At 42.6% G+C, this 18,005-nt stretch carries 16 protein-coding genes; 4 read left to right on the forward strand and 12 right to left on the reverse strand.

The window, feature by feature from the left end; genetic code table 11:
• Positions 1-13: 13 nt before the first annotated feature.
• The 6 genes from lon to BUB77_RS22355 all read right to left on the reverse strand — a co-directional run bounded on the left by lon (position 14) and on the right by BUB77_RS22355 (position 8,067).
• A complete protein-coding gene (lon, locus tag BUB77_RS22330; protein ID WP_073279229.1) occupies positions 14-2,326 on the reverse strand; it encodes an endopeptidase La in 2,313 nt (770 codons plus the stop codon).
• A gap of 111 nt (positions 2,327-2,437) precedes the next feature.
• On the reverse strand, positions 2,438-3,733 hold the full coding sequence (gene clpX / locus BUB77_RS22335; RefSeq protein ID WP_073279259.1) for an ATP-dependent Clp protease ATP-binding subunit ClpX: 1,296 nt from the start codon (positions 3,731-3,733) through the stop codon (positions 2,438-2,440).
• A 34-nt stretch (positions 3,734-3,767) separates the two neighbouring features.
• Complete coding sequence (gene clpP, locus BUB77_RS22340; protein WP_073279230.1) at positions 3,768-4,349, reverse strand: ATP-dependent Clp endopeptidase proteolytic subunit ClpP; 582 nt, start codon at positions 4,347-4,349, stop codon at positions 3,768-3,770.
• A 46-nt stretch (positions 4,350-4,395) separates the two neighbouring features.
• Positions 4,396-5,685 (reverse strand): trigger factor, encoded by a 1,290-nt coding sequence (tig, locus tag BUB77_RS22345; protein WP_073279231.1) that lies wholly within the window; start codon positions 5,683-5,685, stop codon positions 4,396-4,398.
• Between the two features lie 133 nt (positions 5,686-5,818).
• Complete coding sequence (glmM, locus tag BUB77_RS22350) at positions 5,819-7,165, reverse strand: phosphoglucosamine mutase (RefSeq protein WP_073279232.1); 1,347 nt, start codon at positions 7,163-7,165, stop codon at positions 5,819-5,821.
• Positions 7,166-7,842: 677 nt separating this feature from the next.
• The gene (locus tag BUB77_RS22355; RefSeq protein ID WP_073279233.1) at positions 7,843-8,067 is read right to left on the reverse strand and encodes an alpha/beta-type small acid-soluble spore protein; all 225 of its coding nucleotides are present in this window, start codon (positions 8,065-8,067) and stop codon (positions 7,843-7,845) included.
• Between the two features lie 242 nt (positions 8,068-8,309).
• On the opposite strand from BUB77_RS22355, the gene BUB77_RS22360 reads away from it, so the two are divergent.
• Positions 8,310-9,620, forward strand: a complete 1,311-nt coding sequence (locus BUB77_RS22360; protein ID WP_073279234.1) for an alanine/glycine:cation symporter family protein — start codon at positions 8,310-8,312, stop codon at positions 9,618-9,620.
• Here the strand turns inward: BUB77_RS22360 and BUB77_RS22365 are convergent.
• Positions 9,604-10,146: a DJ-1 family glyoxalase III gene (locus BUB77_RS22365; RefSeq protein WP_073279235.1), complete on the reverse strand. Its 543-nt coding sequence runs from the start codon at positions 10,144-10,146 to the stop codon at positions 9,604-9,606. The genes BUB77_RS22360 and BUB77_RS22365 overlap by 17 nt on opposite strands.
• A gap of 222 nt (positions 10,147-10,368) precedes the next feature.
• Here BUB77_RS22365 and BUB77_RS22370 point away from each other — a divergent pair, with 222 nt between their 5' ends.
• Positions 10,369-10,545 (forward strand): YjfB family protein, encoded by a 177-nt coding sequence (locus BUB77_RS22370; protein ID WP_073279236.1) that lies wholly within the window; start codon positions 10,369-10,371, stop codon positions 10,543-10,545.
• A 114-nt stretch (positions 10,546-10,659) separates the two neighbouring features.
• On the opposite strand, the gene BUB77_RS22375 is transcribed toward BUB77_RS22370, so the two are convergent.
• From BUB77_RS22375 to BUB77_RS22385, 3 genes are read right to left on the reverse strand one after another with little or no spacing between them, the layout of a single operon-like run.
• Complete coding sequence (locus tag BUB77_RS22375) at positions 10,660-11,439, reverse strand: ABC transporter permease (RefSeq protein WP_170866716.1); 780 nt, start codon at positions 11,437-11,439, stop codon at positions 10,660-10,662.
• Between the two features lie 5 nt (positions 11,440-11,444).
• Complete coding sequence (locus BUB77_RS22380) at positions 11,445-12,227, reverse strand: ABC transporter permease (RefSeq protein WP_073279238.1); 783 nt, start codon at positions 12,225-12,227, stop codon at positions 11,445-11,447.
• Positions 12,224-13,198, reverse strand: a complete 975-nt coding sequence (locus BUB77_RS22385) for an ABC transporter ATP-binding protein (RefSeq protein ID WP_073279239.1) — start codon at positions 13,196-13,198, stop codon at positions 12,224-12,226. The genes BUB77_RS22380 and BUB77_RS22385 overlap by 4 nt, the downstream gene beginning before the upstream one ends.
• A gap of 244 nt (positions 13,199-13,442) precedes the next feature.
• Between BUB77_RS22385 and BUB77_RS22390 the strand changes: the two genes are divergently transcribed.
• The gene (locus BUB77_RS22390) at positions 13,443-13,925 is read left to right on the forward strand and encodes a YbaK/EbsC family protein (RefSeq protein ID WP_073279240.1); all 483 of its coding nucleotides are present in this window, start codon (positions 13,443-13,445) and stop codon (positions 13,923-13,925) included.
• Positions 13,926-13,951: 26 nt separating this feature from the next.
• On the opposite strand, the gene BUB77_RS29255 is transcribed toward BUB77_RS22390, so the two are convergent.
• Entirely contained in the window at positions 13,952-14,959 is a 1,008-nt protein-coding gene (locus BUB77_RS29255; protein ID WP_084124608.1) for an ArsR/SmtB family transcription factor, read from the reverse strand.
• A gap of 262 nt (positions 14,960-15,221) precedes the next feature.
• On the opposite strand from BUB77_RS29255, the gene BUB77_RS22400 reads away from it, so the two are divergent.
• The gene (locus tag BUB77_RS22400; RefSeq protein ID WP_073279241.1) at positions 15,222-16,274 is read left to right on the forward strand and encodes a D-alanine--D-alanine ligase family protein; all 1,053 of its coding nucleotides are present in this window, start codon (positions 15,222-15,224) and stop codon (positions 16,272-16,274) included.
• A 258-nt stretch (positions 16,275-16,532) separates the two neighbouring features.
• Here BUB77_RS22400 and BUB77_RS22405 read toward each other — a convergent pair whose 3' ends face one another.
• Entirely contained in the window at positions 16,533-17,999 is a 1,467-nt protein-coding gene (locus tag BUB77_RS22405) for a response regulator (protein WP_073279242.1), read from the reverse strand.
• Positions 18,000-18,005 lie beyond the last annotated feature (6 nt).

Here is an 18,005-nt window from a genome sequence, read left to right on the forward strand (position 1 = left end):
AGTATCTCCTTTCTTAAGCAAGAGCATATTTCAATACTTCCGCCATAGAATCCACATATTTCAGTTCGATGCCTTCCAGTATTTCTGCTGGAATTTCCTCAATATCTTTTTTGTTCTGAAGGGGTACCAGCACCTGTTTCATATAGGCAGTTTTTGCTGCCAGTATTTTCTCCTTAAGACCTCCAATAGGAAGTACTCTTCCTCTTAAGGTTATCTCTCCTGTCATGGCAGTATCTGCCCTTACAGCTTTCTTTGTAATGGCTGACAGCATGGCAGTTGCCATTGTTATTCCGGCAGAAGGACCATCCTTTGGTACGGCACCTTCCGGTATATGGACATGGATGTCGTTCTTTTCAAAATAATCGTCTGCAATTCCGTAATCCCTGCTGACAGAGCGGATATAACTGATACCTGCCTTTGCGGATTCCTTCATGACGTCACCCAGCTGGCCTGTCAGTTCAAATTTTCCTTTTCCAGGCATAACATTGACCTCTATCTGAAGAGTATCACCACCTACGCTGGTCCAGGCAAGTCCTCTTACGATTCCTACTTCGTCCTTTTCATTGGCCGGCTGGAAGGAGTATCTTTCCTTGCCCAGGAATTTCTCCAGATTTTTTTCATTCACTCTTACCTTGGCTGCCTGGCTGCTTACGATTTCTTTGGCAGCCTTTCTGCAAATGGCTCCAAGCTTTCGTTCCAGGTTACGTACCCCGGCTTCCTTTGTATAGCCGGCAATTATCTTTGCCAGAGCTTTATCCGATACGGCAAGCTGTTTTGTAGTGAGTCCGTTCCGGAGAATCTGCTTGGGCATGAGATGCTTCTTGGCAATATGGAACTTTTCATTCCCGGTATAGCTGCTGACTTCTATAATCTCCATTCTGTCAAGAAGGGGCCTTGGCACTCCCTGCAGGGAATTTGCCGTGGCTATAAACAATACCTCGGATAAATCCACCGGTATCTCCACATAATGGTCCACGAACTTTTTGTTCTGCTCCGAGTCCAGCACCTCCAGCAATGCCGCTGAGGTGTCTCCCTTGTAATCGCTGCTGACCTTATCAATCTCATCCAAAAGCATCAGCGGATTTTTTACTCCTGCATTTTTAAGTCCGGTAATAATTCTTCCCGGCATGGCACCTACATAGGTCCTTCTGTGTCCTCTGATTTCAGCTTCATCTCTTACACCGCCAAGACTGATTCGGACGTATTCCTTATTTAACGCTTTGGCTACCGAATGTGCAATGGAGGTCTTGCCGGTTCCCGGAGGTCCCACAAGGCAAAGAATCGGGCTTTCACCTTTCTTTGTAAGCACTCTGACTGCCAGGAATTCCAGGATACGCTCCTTTACCTTTTCCAGTCCGTAGTGCTCCTTCTCCAAAATATTTTCCGCCTGGGCAATATCCTTTTTATCTTCGCTTACCTTGTCCCAGGGAAGTGCGAGGAGTGTTTCAATATAGCCTCTGATAACGGCTCCCTCCGAAGAATTTCCGGAAACATTTTTAAAGCGCTCGACTTCTTTTATTATCTTATCTTTTACTTCCTTTGAAGCCTCCAGCTCTTCTGCCGCTGTCAGGTAACTGTCCGCATCAGCTCCGCTTCCGGCTTCTCCAAGCTCTTCTCTGATCAGCTTTAACTGTTCTCTCAGGATATATTCCTTTTGGTTCTTATCAACTTTTTCCTTTACCTTCAGCTGCAGGTCCTTGCGGATACGGATAATGTCAATCTCCTCTGTCAGGATTACCATTATCTTTTCATATCTGGTATAAGTATCTTCCGCTTCCAAAAGGGTTTGTTTATCTTCAAGGCTTATGGGAAGATTAATGGCAATCTGGTCAATCAGCTCGCCCACTTCCTCAAGCTTGCCCAAAGTCTTTATGACCTCTTTGCCTATCTTAGGGTTTTCAGTAAAGTATACCTCCAGGATATCCTTTAATCCCCTTAACATTGCTTTCTTTTCAGATTCGCCAAGCTCTTCTTTATTTTCCTCTATCATAGCAACTTCGCCCATAAGGAAGGGTTCTTCTTCAACGATACTGTCAAGTCTGGCTCTGTCCGTGCCGGTAACCAGCACCCGGATTACATTGCCCGGAAGCTTGATAATCTGCTTTACCAGAGCGATGGTGCCCACAGAAAATAAATCCTCCTGCCCGGGTTCTTCCGTATCCGGATCTCTTTGCGTCAGCAAAAGTACCAACTGGTCATTTTCCATTGCATTTTCAATGGCCTCTATGGACATCTGACGGTTAACGTCAAAATGAATCTGCATTCCCGGCAGCACAGCCATTCCCCGCAGTGCTACAATAGGCACTTTTCTGCTGTAATCACTCATTCTTACCTCCCTGTTTTCGTAAGATAAAAACTGCCTTAAAACCTCTGGTGAGATATTTTAAGGCAGTCCCTATAACAATCGAATCTTCTTGAAGCAACTCTCTCTATTTGCTTACGCAATCTCATTGCTGTTCTTTTTGGATATTCGTTTTGATATTGCTTTTCTGGGCTGATTATCTTCCGTGTTGATTAATCTAGGCTGATTCTGACCCTCTGCAGCTTCTTTTGTTATGATGCACTTTAAAACTTGAGTGTCTGTGGGGACTCTATACATGGAATCCATCATAACAGATTCCATAATAGCACGCAGGCCTCTGGCGCCGGTTTTTCTTTCAAGGGAACGCTTTGCTATGGTGCGTATGGCTTCTTCTTCAAATTCAAGCTCTACGCCATCCAGCTCAAACAGCTTCTTGTACTGTTTTATGATAGCATTTTTAGGTTCTGTCAGAATACGTACAAGTGTTTCTTCATCCAGAGCATCCAAAGCCACACATACCGGAACACGTCCTACAAACTCCGGAATCAGTCCGTATTTTACAAAATCCTGAGGCATAGCCTGACGGAATAATTCACCGATATTTTCCTTTGCCTTGTCTGAAATCATAGCATTAAAGCCGATGGACTTCTGACCGATTCTGGCTTCTACGATTTTCTCCAGACCGTCAAAGGCACCTCCGCAGATAAAGAGGATATTGGTCGTATCGATCTGTATAAATTCCTGATGGGGATGCTTTCTTCCTCCCTGCGGGGGAACAGAAGCAACTGTCCCTTCTAATATTTTAAGTAAAGCCTGCTGAACACCTTCACCAGATACATCTCTGGTAATGGAAGTATTCTCGGACTTTCTGGTTATTTTATCAATTTCATCAATATAGATGATTCCATGCTCTGCTCTTTCGATATCAAACTCCGCTGCCTGAATAAGCTTCAGCAGAATATTTTCAACATCTTCACCCACGTAGCCTGCTTCTGTCAAAGCAGTAGCATCCGCTATCGCAAAGGGCACATTTAAAAGCTTTGCCAGGGTTTGTGCAAGAAAGGTTTTACCGGAACCGGTAGGTCCTACCATAAGAATATTGCTCTTTTGCAGTTCAACATCCAAATCTCTTCCTGCCAACACTCTCTTATAATGGTTATATACGGATACTGCCAGTACCTTTTTTGCTTCTTCCTGTCCAATAACATATTGCTCCAGAAAGTTTTTAATCTCTACGGGCTTTAATAAATTGATATCAGTATCATGTACTTTATCATCAAATTCCTCTTCCACTATCTCAGAACAGATTTCTATACACTCGTCACAAATATATACATTACCGGGTCCCGCAATGAGCTTTCGCACTTGATCCTGGGTTTTATTGCAAAAGGAACATCTTAATTGTTTTCTGTCATCGGTTCTGTTCGCCACTCTTTTTACCAACTCCCTTCCTACCTGACTTAATTTACCTGCTTACCATGATACCGTCAAGCAGTCCGTAAGCCTTTGCTTCTTCAGCTGTCATATAATAATCTCTTTCCGTATCGACTTCAATGACTTCCAGAGGTTTTCCTGTATTAGCTGCTAAGATTTCATTTAATTTCTTTTTTGTCTTTAAAATATTTTCAGCAACAATCTTAATATCCGTTGCCTGGCCCTTCGCTCCGCCGGAAGGCTGATGAATCATGACCTCTGCATTGGGAAGAGCAAATCTCTTGCCCTTCTTTCCTCCTGCTAACAGGAAGGCACCCATACTGGCTGCCATACCGATACAAATGGTTGAAACATCACACTTAATGTACTGCATGGTATCATAAATTGCCATACCTGCTGTTACAGAGCCGCCAGGGCTGTTAATATATAAATTGATATCCTTTCCGGGGTCTTCTGATTCCAGGAAAAGTAACTGTGCCACGATAACACTGGCAGATACATCTGTTACTTCCTCTCCCAAAAAGATGATTCTTTCTTTTAATAATCTGGAATAAATGTCGTAGGATCTTTCACCGCGGCTTGTCTGTTCAATGACATAAGGTACTAAACTCATAGTTGGCTCCCATCTGCGTGCTTCAGCACGCGTATAAAATCCGCTTTTACTGTGCAGCTACGGCTGTCTCTCCAATCAGATCAACTGCTTTTTGAACAGCCATATCCATAATAATTTGTTCTTTTTCTTTTTCTCCGATTAAGGCCTTTAATTTATCAGCTTCCATTTTATAATTTTCAGCCATCAGAGCGATTTCTTTCTCATAATCTTCGTCTGGTATGGTAATATTCTCAGCCTTTACAATAGCCTCTAATACAAGTCTTACCTGGATTGTCTTTAATGCCTGAGGACGCATCTGCTCAATGAGCTGCTCTGCATTGGTGCCTGTAAACTGGAAGTACTGTTCAATGGTAAGTCCCTGAGACTGAACTCTCTGGGCAAAATCATCTGCCATCTGTCTTACCTGTGTATCAAGCATGGCATCAGGAATTTCCATCGTTGCATTTTCAACTACTTTATCAACGGCAGCATCTTCTTTTGCTCTCTTTGCATCTTTTTCTTTCTTTTCTTTTAATTTTGCCTCAATGTCAGATTTGTATTCATCCAATGTATCAAATTCGGATACATCCTGTGCAAAATCATCATCAGCTGCAGGTAATTCCTTTGCCTTGATCTCTTTTACGGTAACCTTAAATAAAGCAGGTTTTCCTGCCAGTTCTTTTGCATGGTATTCTTCCGGGAAGGTAACGTTTACTTCTGTTTCTTCTCCGATATTCTTTCCGATTAACTGATCCTCAAAGGTATCAATGAAGGAATGGGAACCGATGGTCAGGGAATAGTCCTCACCTTTTCCGCCTTCAAAGGGAACACCGTCAACAAAGCCTTCAAAATCAATCACGGTCTGGTCTTTATCTTCAACAGGTCTGTCTGTTACAGTGATGATTCTAGCGTTCTGGTCTCTTACCTTATCAAGTTCTGCTGTCACATCCTCGGCTGTTACTTCGGAGGAAGGGATTTCTACTGCGATATCCTTATACTCGCCAAGTGTTACTTCAGGCTTAACAGCAACCTCTGCAGTAAAAATAAAAGGCTTGCCCTTTTCAATCTGTGTTACTTCAATTTCAGGTCTTGAAACCAGTGCTAAACCGCATTCATCTGCTGCTTTCTCATAAGCATCAGGAATAATAAGATTAGCAGCATCTTCATAAAAAACGCTTGAACCGTACATCTTCTCTATAAATGAACGGGGAGCCTTACCTCTGCGGAAGCCCTGAATATTGAATTTTCCTTTATTTTTGGCATAAGCTTTCTCGATTGCTGCATCGAATTCTTCTGCTGCAGTCTCAACGGTTAGCTTAACCATGTTTTTGTCTAACTTCTCTACCTGTAAACTCATTTAAAATTTCCTCCTTAAAATATGTGAAACTATAATACGCTTATGAATACGCAATTGTATAACTTCCCATTTTGACGTTTTGACATTAGTATATTATATCATAGCCATTCTGTAAATACCATATTTTTTTATATTAAGCAATTGCATGACCCTGGGCTTTCAGCTTCTCAACAACAAGGGCCGCATATTTCTCGCATTCCTCTTCGGTAGGTGCTTCCACCATTACCCGTAACACCGGTTCCGTGCCGCTCTCTCTTACAAGAATTCGGCCGTTATCTCCAAGCTTTTTGGTAACCTCTTCCACTATTTCTACGATTACGGCATCTTCCCTTGCTGCTTTTTTATCCTTCACACGGACGTTCTTAAGAACCTGGGGATATATCTGTATCTCTTTTATAAGCTCGGAGAGCTTCATCTTGGTTTCCAGAATAACTTCCATAATCTTTAAAGAAGTCAGGATTCCATCCCCTGTAGTAGCATGCTTGCTGAAGATAATATGTCCTGATTGCTCACCGCCGATGGAATGACCATATTCCATCATATTTTCATATACATATTTATCACCTACTGCGGTTTTCTCATAAGCGATTCCCTTTTCCTCCAAAGCCTTATAGAGTCCTAAATTACTCATGATGGTCGTCACCACCGTATTGTTGTTTAACTCATTCCTCTTCTTCATATAAACTGCGCAAACATAAAGAATCAGGTCTCCGTCTATAATATTGCCTTTATCGTCCACCGCTAAACATCTGTCTGCATCACCATCATAGGCAAATCCCACATCCAGCTGGTTTTCCACTACAAATTTCTGCAGATGCTCAATATGGGTGGAGCCGCATTTTTCATTAATATTTGTCCCGTTGGGCTCATTGTTGATTACATAGGTTTTGGCTCCCAATGCATCGAAAACCACTTTTGCCAGGCTGGACGCAGAACCATTGGCGCAATCAAGGCCCACCTTCATATTTTTAAAGGAGTTGGATACCAGTGAAATCAGATATCCAATATAACGGTTTCTTCCTATTACATAGTCCGTCGTTCTTCCGATATTCTCTTTCGTAGCATAGGGTAATTCTTCACCCTTCCCATCTATGTAGTTCTCAATCAGTTCCTCCACATCGCTTTCCAGCTTATAACCACAGCCGTTGATAACCTTTATTCCATTATCATAATAGGGATTATGGCTGGCAGAAATCATAATACCGCAGTCAAAATCCTCACTCCGTACCACATAGGAAACACTGGGAGTACTGGTTACATGCAGTAAATAAACATCCGCACCGCTGGCCGTAAGTCCCGCAACCAGTGAATATTCAAACATATAGCTGGAACGCCTGGTATCCTTTCCAATAACAATTTTAGGCCTGTGTTCCTTCCCAAAATAATGTCCGAGAAATCTTCCCACCTTATAAGCATGCTCCACCGTCAAATCAACGTTTGCTTCTCCCCTGAAACCATCCGTACCAAAATATTTACCCATGACTATACCCTGTAACCCGGCTTACAATCTGCCTGCCAGCTATCCTTTCTTTCTATAATACTTTCTATGTACCATTCTATCAGAACTTTCGTTTTTTCCATGAAATAATATAACAAGCCGCAACAAACCTCTCAATTTAAGCAGTTCAAAAACGATTGTACCATAACCCAATTATAATCGCAACCCATTAACCTCTTTCTGTAAATACAAATATATATGCACAGCCAGATGATTTTGGATGCGTTCTTTTGCTTTCCCTTGAAGGGTTCCTAATGACACTTAAATGGCGGCAACTGTGACTAGATAAAATTATACCACTGTCCGAGCTCTCAACCTTCCACAAAAACAACGTCCCAGCGAGTTTGGTATAATTTCATCTGCCAGGAACAGTTACCGCCATTTTAGTGGAATTTGGAACCCTGAACAGGAAAGCAAAGGAATGCATCCAAAATCATCGTCCGCCCCCTATAAACTTCCGTATCCCACTTCATTCCCAATATATGTAACACCATTTGTCCCCGTGTATATAAAAAACATCATCTTATATGCATGACTGCCTCCATCAGGAACGGCTGGTCATATATATTAGATGATGTTTTATTCGCCGTACCTATTGCAGCTATAAGGCATTTGTCTTATAGTTTAAGCTGACGGCTAGATCTTTTTTATTTCAGAAATTAAAAAGATGAGCCCTGACCGGACATAGATTCTTCCTGTCTCTTGATCATACGTCTAACCATTTCTCCGCCTACAGAACCATTCTGAGCGCTGGTTAAATCACCATTGTAACCTTGTTTTAAAGGTACTCCGATTTCAGAAGCAATCTCCATTTTAAATCTGTCAAGAGCTTCTCTAGCCTGAGGAACCTCTGTTCTGTTTGATCCGCTGTTGCTACTAGCCATAATTTTCACCTCCGAAAATATTTGTTTAATCCAGGAACTTTTGTTCCTGTAGTTACCGACAACCGACTCTTTTGAATCAGTTATCGTAATATTATTGTTATCAATATTTCGAAAATTATTATGGTAAGTTGTGGAAGCTTTCTATTTATTTTATACTTTTTTGACCGAATACCTATTATTCTGGATACTTAATGTCCAACAAACAGCATATACTATAGAAAACTCATATAACGGTGCCTTCTATGGAAAATACGTTGTTATTTATTAAAAGCTTAAACCGCCTGTTATGGAACGGTCCTATGCTGGTGCTCTTAATTACTACTCATCTTTTTTTGACCTTCCGGTTAAAATTCATTCAAAAAAAGGTTTTTAGGGGTATCCGCCTTTCAACGAAATCCTCCGAGGATGAGAAAGGGCAGACCAGCAGCTTTGCCGCTCTTACCACCACACTGGCCGCAACTCTCGGTATCGGAAATATCATCGGTGTCTCCACAGCAGTAGCCATGGGCGGTCCCGGTGCTATTCTGTGGCTCTGGCTTACCGGCATCCTGGGCATGGCCACAACCTACGGAGAATGTTATCTTGGTATCCGCTACCGTACTCTTGCCAAGGACGGTACCTATTCCGGCGGTCCCATGTATGTTCTGGAGCATGGTCTTAAGTCAAAGCCTATGGCAGTTGTATACGCCTTATTAACTCTCTGCGCTTCTTATGGCGTAGGATGCTCCACCCAGTCCAATTCCATAACCAATGTTACCTCTTCCCTTTGGGGACTTTCTCCTTATGCAGTGGGAATCGCCGTTGCAGTACTTACCGGTCTTGTTATTCTGGGAGGTATTGATTCAATCGGCAATCTGTGCAAAAAGCTGGTCCCTGCCATGGGATTCTTTTACATAGCGGCCTGCCTGGTTTTAATTGTTATGAATCACCATTATATTCTTCCTGCCATTGTTTTAATATGCCGTTCTGCCTTTCTGCCAAGTGCCATGGTGGGCGGATTTATCGGAAGCACCATTAAAACAGCAGCAAGATACGGAATCGCAAGGGGCCTCTTTACCAATGAAGCGGGAATCGGAACCGCTGCCATAGCAGCAGCCAGTGCCAAAACAGACAATCCCCATAACCAGGCCCTTGTATCCATGAGCGCGACCTTTTGGGACACTGTGGTAATGTGCGGCATTACAGGCATCGTAATTGTTGCCAATATTTTAAAAAATCCGGCTTCCGTAAAGGGGATACCTGCCTCCGACCTGACAACTGCTGCCTTTATGCAGCTTCCCTACGGTGAGTACATCCTTGGCTTTTCCATTGTTGCATTTGCATTGGCAACTTTGATTGGCTGGTCCTATTTTGGTGAAAGGGCCGTTTTATACCTTTTTGGCAAGGAGGGAATCGGCACATATAAATTGTGCTATATCGTTATGATATTTGTCGGTGCCGTCCTGTCCCTGGACTTCGTCTGGGAGTTATCGGACTTCATCAATGCTCTCATGATACTGCCCAATGTCTTAACCCTCTGGCTGCTGCGAAAGGAGATTAAAAGTACTGAATAGTTTTACCTATTTGGTCTGCGGTTTCCTTATCCTTCAGATAACGGATGATTTCCAGAGAAAAGTCAATGGCAGTACCCATACCCTTTCCGGTAATAATATTTCCGTCCGTAACCGCTCTTGCTCCCGTTACTTTTGCTTCTATGAGCTTTTCTTCAAACTCCGGGAAACAGGTAACTTCCTTTCCCTTTAACAGCCCATTCTCACCCAGAATACTGGGTGCCGCACAAATAGCTGCCAAAGCCTTGTCTTCCTCTCTGAAATTTTTCAGGAGGTTTACAAGGCCCTTATGGGCTGCCAGATTCTTTGTCCCCGGCATGCCTCCGGGAAGCACCAGCATGGCCGCATCCTTATAATCAAAATCTTCATACAATCCATCGGCTTCCACATGAATGCCATGGGCACCTGCAATTTTAATGCTGCCCGTCACAGAAACCGTGGTAATCTCAATTTCTGCACGGCGCAGTAAATCCACTACCGTAAGTCCTTCAATTTCTTCAAATCCATCTGCTAAGAATAAATATACCATAACTGCCTCCTTTTTTATTCATCCGTCTATTGGAACTATCTTTATTTGCCTCATTATAGCATAAGTCCTTCCCGGACTGCAAACAGATTCCCGGGAAAGTCAATCCTAAGAAAATTTCAGTTTTATACCGATATATTATTTGTGACTGTTTTCAGTAGTCCTAAACCCTGTAAAACTCTTATCACAGGGTCTAGCCACATTAAGAAAGGATGGGTGAATATTATGGATATTGCACAATTGTCTACAGCCCTGTCAATGCAGAATACATATGCAGCCGTTAGCACCGCAGTATTAAGTATGTCCCTGGATACCGTGGAAAAAGCCGGAGACGGAATCGTTAAGATGATGGAGATGTCTGTCAACCCAAGTCTGGGAAGCAACATAGATATTAAACTGTAAGGCACTATTGTACCTGAACAGGTGGCAGCATCCTTTTCTTTACAACAAATAAACCGGATATGCTGCTTTGTATGTCTCATCAGAGAAAACAGCATATCCGGTTTTTGTTTTATACTAAAACACCTCAACCGCTCCCTTTTTAATAGCAGCTTTCTCAATCAGCCTTATCAAGAAAAAGGACAGCAGATAATAAAGAATCCCAATTCCTGCTTCCTGCAGCAAAAGCCGTATAAATTGAAATCTGCTTATCGTCCCGAACAGCATATTCACCGCTTCAATACTGTGAGTAAGCGGAAGGAACCCGGACACTATCCTGGCAACAGGCGGAAGCTGTTCTATGGGGAAATTTGCACCGCAGAAAATCATCAGCACATATGACATAAAATTCAGTACAAAATGCATTTGGTCCGTAACCAGTCCGAAAATGCCAATGAACATTCCAAAGCCTGCTGCCGCAAACATTGCCGTAACAACCGCTGTGAAAAAAAAGAACCAGTTAATTCCTGAATAATCTACAGAAAATATCAGCCCTCCTGCCAGAAAACCAAGGATAACCGTAACCATGGCGGAAATGCAGGTAAAAAATCCCTTATGCAGTATTATTCCAAGCTTATGAGACGGGGACACGATCAGGCTTCTGATGCATCCATAGGCCCTCTCCGCCATAAACGTACTACCCAGTGTAAAGATACAGGTATTGATACACAGTAAAAAAGAATTACCTGCAACCCATCTTGCCAGATTCGATGTCTGATAGCTGTATCCCGCAAGAACACAGTAAAAGATTAATGTAAGCAGGGGATATAAGGTCTCATAGCAAAGAAACTCTTCTATCTTGAACATGGATTTCCGGCTCTTAAAGCTTAACCACGATAATGTAAAAAACCTCTTCATCCTCATCAGCTCACCTCCAAGGTTGCCAGGACCCTTACCTGGCTCTCGATTAATTTCAAAAGAAAGTACCCTATGACAAGGTAAATGGCAGTAACTAATGCCAGTATACAAAGCACTGTATAAAACTCCTTTATACTCCAGGCCGTTGATACACTAATCCGGATTAATTTCACCGCCCAGGTCGGAGAAAGGATATAACTGACCGGCCTTACCCACTGGGGAAGTATTTCTGCCGGAAAAACAAAGCCGCATACAAGAATAACAGGAATTTCAATACAATTCATATATAACTGTGTTTTTCTGGACAGGGTAAGCAAATAGGCAACAACAATTGAAATCACGGAAAAACTGACAACCGCACAAAGAATGGCTAACAGCAGGAAGTAAGGATGGCTTACCTTTATTTCTACCCGAAACAAAAGCTTTGCCGTTAAAAAAGACAAAATAAAGGTGACCAGGCTCAGTATTGTATTCCCAATCACTTTTCCTGTTACAATGTCAGAAAAGCCTGCCGGAGCCACATAGATAAGTGAAAGGGTCCCATCATACCGTTCTCTGTTGATGTCACCTGCAGAGGAAAAGCAGATACAGCTCCAGAGTGCCATAAGACCACCGCCAAGGACAACATAGGAGGCAAAATCCTCCCGGCCGGAGCTTTTGAACATTTCATATAAAAGTATGGTGTTGACCATAGGATTTGCAATCAGGCAGAAACGGAACATCGGCCTGGCAAAGGAGCATTTCATTTGCAGCAATGCCGTATAATAAATTACCCGCAGTCTTTTCATGTCAGCTCCTCCAGCATTTTTATGTAGACATCTTCCAGGGTTATTTCCCTGTTGGAAAAAGAGTGTACCCTTACCCCCTTTAAAATCTCCATAACCCCTTCAATCACTTCCGCCCCCTTGCTGAATTTTACCGTAAGGAGGCAGTCCTTTTCCTCCTGCTGCAATACAGCCTCCTTTACGCCCCGTATCATTTCTATCTCCTTCACCTTATTTTCCGGAGGGTATTCCAGCCGGATTTCTATTACTTCCTCCAAGCCTGCCAGTTTCTTCAGGTTAGCAGGGGTATCCAGGGCTATCAGCTTTCCCCTGTTTAGGATTGCTATCCGGTCGCAAAGCTCATCTGCCTCATACATATAGTGGGTGGTCAAAAGTATTGTCTTTCCCTCCTCCTTTAGCTTCCTTATGATATCCCGCAGCATTCTGGCTCCCAGAGGGTCAAGTCCCACCGTAGGTTCATCCATAAAGAGAATTTCCGGGTCATTTAAGAGTCCCCTTGCTATCTGCAGCCTCTGAATCATTCCCTTGGAAAAGGTCTCGACCAAAATATCCGCCTTTTCACTCAGCCCCACCAGCTGGAGTATCCTGGCAATCCTGCCGGCGGCCTCCACCTGTCCTATATGATACAGGCAGGCGAAATATCTCAGATTGTCCCTTGCGGACAAACGCCTGTAAAGCCCTAATTCACCTCCAAAAATAAAATTAATGCGGTTTCTTATCCTCTTCTCCTGGGAAAAGGTATCAAAACCCAATACCTCACATTTTCCCTTTGTTGGTGCAAGCAGCGTAATCAGCATCTTAATGGTGGTTGTCTTCCCGGCTCCATTCTGCCCTAAAAGTCCAAATACTTCTCCTCTTTTTACCTGAAAGGAAATCCCGTCAACCGCCCGGACCCTTTCCTTCTTCCGGTGAATCCATCCCTTTGCTGTAACAAATTCGCGATGTAAATTTTCAACGTCAATCACACATTCCATAGAATTCTCCTTTTCAATATTCGATATATATCGAATATTATTATAATCGAATAATATATCGTTAGTCAACGCCGAATTTATTTTTTTAACAAATGCGGTATTTAAATGAGCGTTTATTGAGCGTTAAAATTGTTATATTACTTTCTTTATGCTATAATTTGGTACAACCTTGCAGAAATGTGCAAATGCGCAGATAGGGTGTGATATGAGAAAGAAATATCGATAGGAAAGGATGGATACAAGAATGTCAATAGAAAGAGTCAGACATTATTTTAAAGAATTAGGGATTGATGACAGGATTTTGGAATTCGATGTTTCCAGTGCAACAGTTGAGCTTGCCGCCAGGGCCTTAAACTGTGAAGAATGCCGGATTGCTAAAACATTATCTTTCCATGCAGGTGAAAAAATCGTTCTGATTGTAACTGCCGGTGATGCACGGATTGATAATGCAAAATACAAATCCCGATTTGGGAAAAAAGCAAAAATGCTTGCCCCGGAGGAAACAGAGTCCCTTATAGGACATGCAGTGGGCGGTGTCTGTCCTTTTGCGGTAAACGATAATGCAGAAGTCTATTTGGATGTGTCCCTGAACCGTTTTCAAACAGTATTTCCTGCCTGCGGCAGCTCCAACAGCGCCATTGAATTAACTCCTGCGGAGCTTGAAAAGTACTCCAACAGCTTGGGCTGGATAGATGTCTGCAAAGATTTGCAGCCAATAGAAGGATAAACCGGCTGGCTTAAATAGCCCTATAATTAATTCAGCTTATATAAAAGCTTTTCCATCGCTTCCAGCAGTTCCTTTGCGGAATTTCTGTTAATGCTGTAATATTTGGAGCTTTTATCCTGCTCCTCATTTAGAAGGCCGCAGCTCTTCAGCTGCTCCATATGATGGGATATGGTGGAGGGTGCCATGGACAGCTCCTTCGCTATATCAAGCCCTCTTAAGGGTTCCTTTTCATTCAGCAGAGCGATAATCTTAAATCTGGTATCATCTCCCACGGCCTTCAGCTGCTTTAATATCTTTTCCTGATTTTGCTGGGGCTCTCGGATAGAATAAAACAGCACCTGGTTTTTCCCAAAAAAGCGAATCATTCTGGGCGTCAAAAATAAGCTGGGAGAAAAGTAAAATTCCTGATAAGGCCCTCTGTTATGAAAGATCTTCCCCATCATTTTCTGTGAATATTCCAGGGGTTCCAGATGCTTAAGCTCCTCTCCGGTCTTTCCTGCTTCCCTTTCAAGGACTTCCTTTACTCTTTCATTTTCCCTGTAAAAACCATCGGCAGCCAGCTCCTTTACAAAGGCAAAAAAATCGCAGATTATTTTCGGGCTTTCCCTAAAAAGCATCTTACAGCCCAGATAATTTCCCAAAAGCTTTGAATATTCCCTGTAAAGCTTTTCAAAGCACTCTTCCTTCTCAAGAGCTTCCCTGACAAGCTTTTCATTGAAAATATTAAAATAGCCGGACAAAAAGCCTGCCGTATCCATATGCAGGAGGTGAGCACAGTATGTATCCAGGCTAAAATCCGCCAAGGGATAGTCTGTCAGGGCTTCCAGCATTCCATAGGGACACCCTGCCGCTTGAAAAACCTCCGTAAGAAAGGCGTACTTTTTCTTCAGGGCATCCAGCTTCTTTCTGGTATATACCTGCATACATAAGCCATGTCCCTTTTCCCCCTCCAGGATATTAATAGCCGCCAGCATAAGCTCAAGCTCGTCCGAATATATATAATAGCTGTTTTTCTTAAGCTCCTGATAAAACATGCATTAACCAACTTTCGTTCTTTCATAGTGCCTTCATCGTATCATCCCCATAACCTCTTGTCAACTATTTGCACGTGCTGCATGGGATATAATGCAGATACCCGGATGACCCATGACTTTGTTTTGGTGGTTTGTCCCGGTAGGTTACTGTTAGACCATTCTTTTTTTACAGCACTATCTAAGAACTAGAAAGCATTATACTGCTATTACTCTGTATTTCTTGCGAATATAATGTTTGGTAAAAAAGAGAGGATTCCCTATTATGAAAATTGTAGTTTTAACAGGAGGGCTTAGCCCGGAAAGAGATGTGTCCCTGTCCTCCGGCAGTTTAATTGCCAATGCCCTGATGGCTTCCGGCCACGCCGTTGTATTGGCAGATATATATGAAGGTATTAAGGCAGAGGAGGAAGCACTTCCCGCCCTGTTTCTGACAAAGGAGGATAACCGCCGGTATGAGTACCATATACCGGATACCGCACCGGACCTGGAGGCACTTGTCCGTAAGAATAATGGAAGGAAAGAGCTGATCGGCAGCAATGTCCTTTCCCTGTGCAGACTTGCAGATGTGGTCTTCATCGCTCTTCACGGCTCTATGGGTGAAAACGGACAGCTGCAGGCAGTTCTTGACTGCAACGGCATCTCCTATACCGGCACCGGCTACACCGGATGCCTCCTTGCTATGGATAAGGACATTACAAAGAGGCTCCTATGCCATGATAACATTCCCACAGCCCCCTGGATAACCGATGATGCGGCCAGCCTTACTCCGGAGAAAATCACTACCTCGGTTGGCTTTCCTTGTGTGGTTAAGCCCATTAGCAACGGCTCCAGCATCGGCATATCTTTTGCCCATAACAAGGAAGAGCTTTCCTCTGCTCTGACCCTTGCAACGGATAAGCTCTCCTCCTTTGGTTCCAAAAGGGTACTGGTGGAAAAGCTCCTTAAGGGAAGGGAATTTTCCGTCGGCATCCTGGAAGAAAGGGCTCTTCCGGTAATAGAAATCATACCGAAGGAAGGCTTCTATGATTATAAGAACAAATACCAGCAGGGACTTACCACGGAATGCTGTCCTGCTGCCCTGTCTGAGGAGCTTGTAAAAAAAGTACAGTCCCTTGCCCTGTCAGTCCATAAAGCCCTGTACCTTGGAACCTACTCCCGGGTAGACTTTATTCTAAGCGAAGATGGCGAATTTTATTGCCTGGAAGCCAATACCCTCCCCGGTATGACTCCTGTCAGCCTGCTGCCCCAGGAAGCCAAGGCCGACGGTATCTCCTATGAAGAACTCTGCGAAAGAATTGCAAAGCTCGCCCTTTAAGCTGGTAATTCTATAAATCCCTTGTTTCCCTTTTTCGCAAAGAAATTTAAAATCAGACTTATTTATAGGCAAATATCAGCTCCGGTCTTTTTAGCATTCAAAAAAAGCCAGCAGGCGAACTCTGATATGCTCCCCAGGCAGACAATTAAATAATATAATTCTTTATTTTTTGCCTGTCTGACAGGCACGATTCACTCATTCACTCCCGCTGGCTTTTTATTGTGCTTTGACCTTGCTCACTCAATGATTCCTATTACTTTAAGTTCCGGCAATCCTTTTTCCTGCCTGGGCATTTTTTCTAAATTCCGTAGGAGAAACTCCGGCAGTGCTTTTGAATATTTTCATAAAATACTTTTCATTTTTATATCCCACCGCATTGCTGATTCCAATGATTGTCTCATCCGTTTCCTTCAGCAGCCTTCTGGCTTCTTTCATGCGTATGGCTTTTATATAGTCCACAAAATTCATTCCCGTATATTGTTTGAATGCAAAGGAAAACAAGGAATAGTTCATGGAAATATAGTTTGAAACAACTGCCATATTCAAATCCTTTGAATAATTCTCCTGTATATACCCTATTGCACTTTGGACCTTTTGTTTGTTTTTGTAGTCGTCATATTCTGCCAGCAGCTTTTCATTTATACTTTCAATCCACAAATGGACCGTTTCGTAATAAATGCTTGCGGTATCATAAGAATACACATTTTTCAGATTAGCAGCTTCTTCGCTTTCAATGTCCAGAACATTTTTATAGCTGCTGCATATTTTACCCACAAGGTCATTCATAATTTTCATAAAATCATCCGGTTCAATCTGACCCTGCTTTGTTTTATATAATATCCTGAATAAAAACTTATTTACTTCGTCAATTTTATCCGTACCCACCAATTGGACCATCTGATCGATGATTTCGTCGGATATGGTTTCTTTGGCAGTTTCTGTTTTATTATACTCCGTTATAAAATTCCCGGTAGCAAAGGTGTATTTTCTGGCATATAAAGCTTCCTCGTAAGCAATCCGCAGATCACTCAGGCTCTTATGCTCTTTGCTGACACCTACAAAGTAATCTTTCAATAAATTACTTAAAACTTCCTCTTTTATGTTCGCATGAATGAAATAAACACTTTGCCCGTTCACATCATCCAGCGCAATGATCTGTGAATCAGATATTGATACTGTCTGCCCGGATTTTCCATTCGTACAACAAACAACATAGTCATCCTTTACAAAGTATTTTCTAAAATAATTTTCAATTGCATAGGTATCTTCTCTGGCATTTCCCGGATTTAGCAGTAAAGCTTTAAACTGCTGGATTCCAAACCGGGCGGAATCTTCCACCTGCCTTGCCTCCTCCTGAATCTGCTGCTCCAGCTTTTCCAGTATGGCATTGATTTTTTCACGCTCAATTGGTTTTAATAAATATTCCTTTGCCCCATACCGAAGCAGTTCCACCGCATAGGAAAAGTCATCATAGCCGCTTATTACGATTACTTTAGGGATATGAGGCAGGCTTTGAATCTCTTTTACCAGGGTTATGCCGTCTTTTTTAGGCATACGGATATCCGTAATCATTACATCGATTTGATTATTTTTGACGATTTCTAAGGCTTCTTCTCCGTTTTTACAAAGCAATATTTCTTCAATGGGTACGGAGGAGCGTCTTGCAATGGATTCGATGCCCTGCCTTATCATCTTTTCATCTTCCACAATTAAAAGCTTTTTCATTAAGTA

Source organism: Anaerocolumna jejuensis DSM 15929 (assembly GCF_900142215.1).
In the GTDB taxonomy this organism is placed as follows: Bacteria; Bacillota; Clostridia; order Lachnospirales; family Lachnospiraceae; genus Anaerocolumna; species Anaerocolumna jejuensis.

Coding starts and splice junctions, on each gene's coding strand:
- lon (WP_073279229.1), bottom strand. CDS start 2,326: ATGAGTGATTACAGCAGAAAAGTGCCTATTGTAGCACTGCGGGGAATG.
- clpP (WP_073279230.1), bottom strand. CDS start 4,349: ATGAGTTTAGTACCTTATGTCATTGAACAGACAAGCCGCGGTGAAAGA.
- tig (WP_073279231.1), bottom strand. CDS start 5,685: ATGAGTTTACAGGTAGAGAAGTTAGACAAAAACATGGTTAAGCTAACC.
- glmM (WP_073279232.1), bottom strand. CDS start 7,165: ATGGGTAAATATTTTGGTACGGATGGTTTCAGGGGAGAAGCAAACGTT.
- BUB77_RS22355 (WP_073279233.1), bottom strand. CDS start 8,067: ATGGCTAGTAGCAACAGCGGATCAAACAGAACAGAGGTTCCTCAGGCT.
- BUB77_RS22360 (WP_073279234.1), top strand. CDS start 8,310: ATGGAAAATACGTTGTTATTTATTAAAAGCTTAAACCGCCTGTTATGG.
- BUB77_RS22365 (WP_073279235.1), bottom strand. CDS start 10,146: ATGGTATATTTATTCTTAGCAGATGGATTTGAAGAAATTGAAGGACTT.
- BUB77_RS22370 (WP_073279236.1), top strand. CDS start 10,369: ATGGATATTGCACAATTGTCTACAGCCCTGTCAATGCAGAATACATAT.
- BUB77_RS22375 (WP_170866716.1), bottom strand. CDS start 11,439: ATGAAGAGGTTTTTTACATTATCGTGGTTAAGCTTTAAGAGCCGGAAA.
- BUB77_RS22380 (WP_073279238.1), bottom strand. CDS start 12,227: ATGAAAAGACTGCGGGTAATTTATTATACGGCATTGCTGCAAATGAAA.
- BUB77_RS22385 (WP_073279239.1), bottom strand. CDS start 13,198: ATGGAATGTGTGATTGACGTTGAAAATTTACATCGCGAATTTGTTACA.
- BUB77_RS22390 (WP_073279240.1), top strand. CDS start 13,443: ATGTCAATAGAAAGAGTCAGACATTATTTTAAAGAATTAGGGATTGAT.
- BUB77_RS29255 (WP_084124608.1), bottom strand. CDS start 14,959: ATGTTTTATCAGGAGCTTAAGAAAAACAGCTATTATATATATTCGGAC.
- BUB77_RS22400 (WP_073279241.1), top strand. CDS start 15,222: ATGAAAATTGTAGTTTTAACAGGAGGGCTTAGCCCGGAAAGAGATGTG.
- BUB77_RS22405 (WP_073279242.1), bottom strand. CDS start 17,999: ATGAAAAAGCTTTTAATTGTGGAAGATGAAAAGATGATAAGGCAGGGC.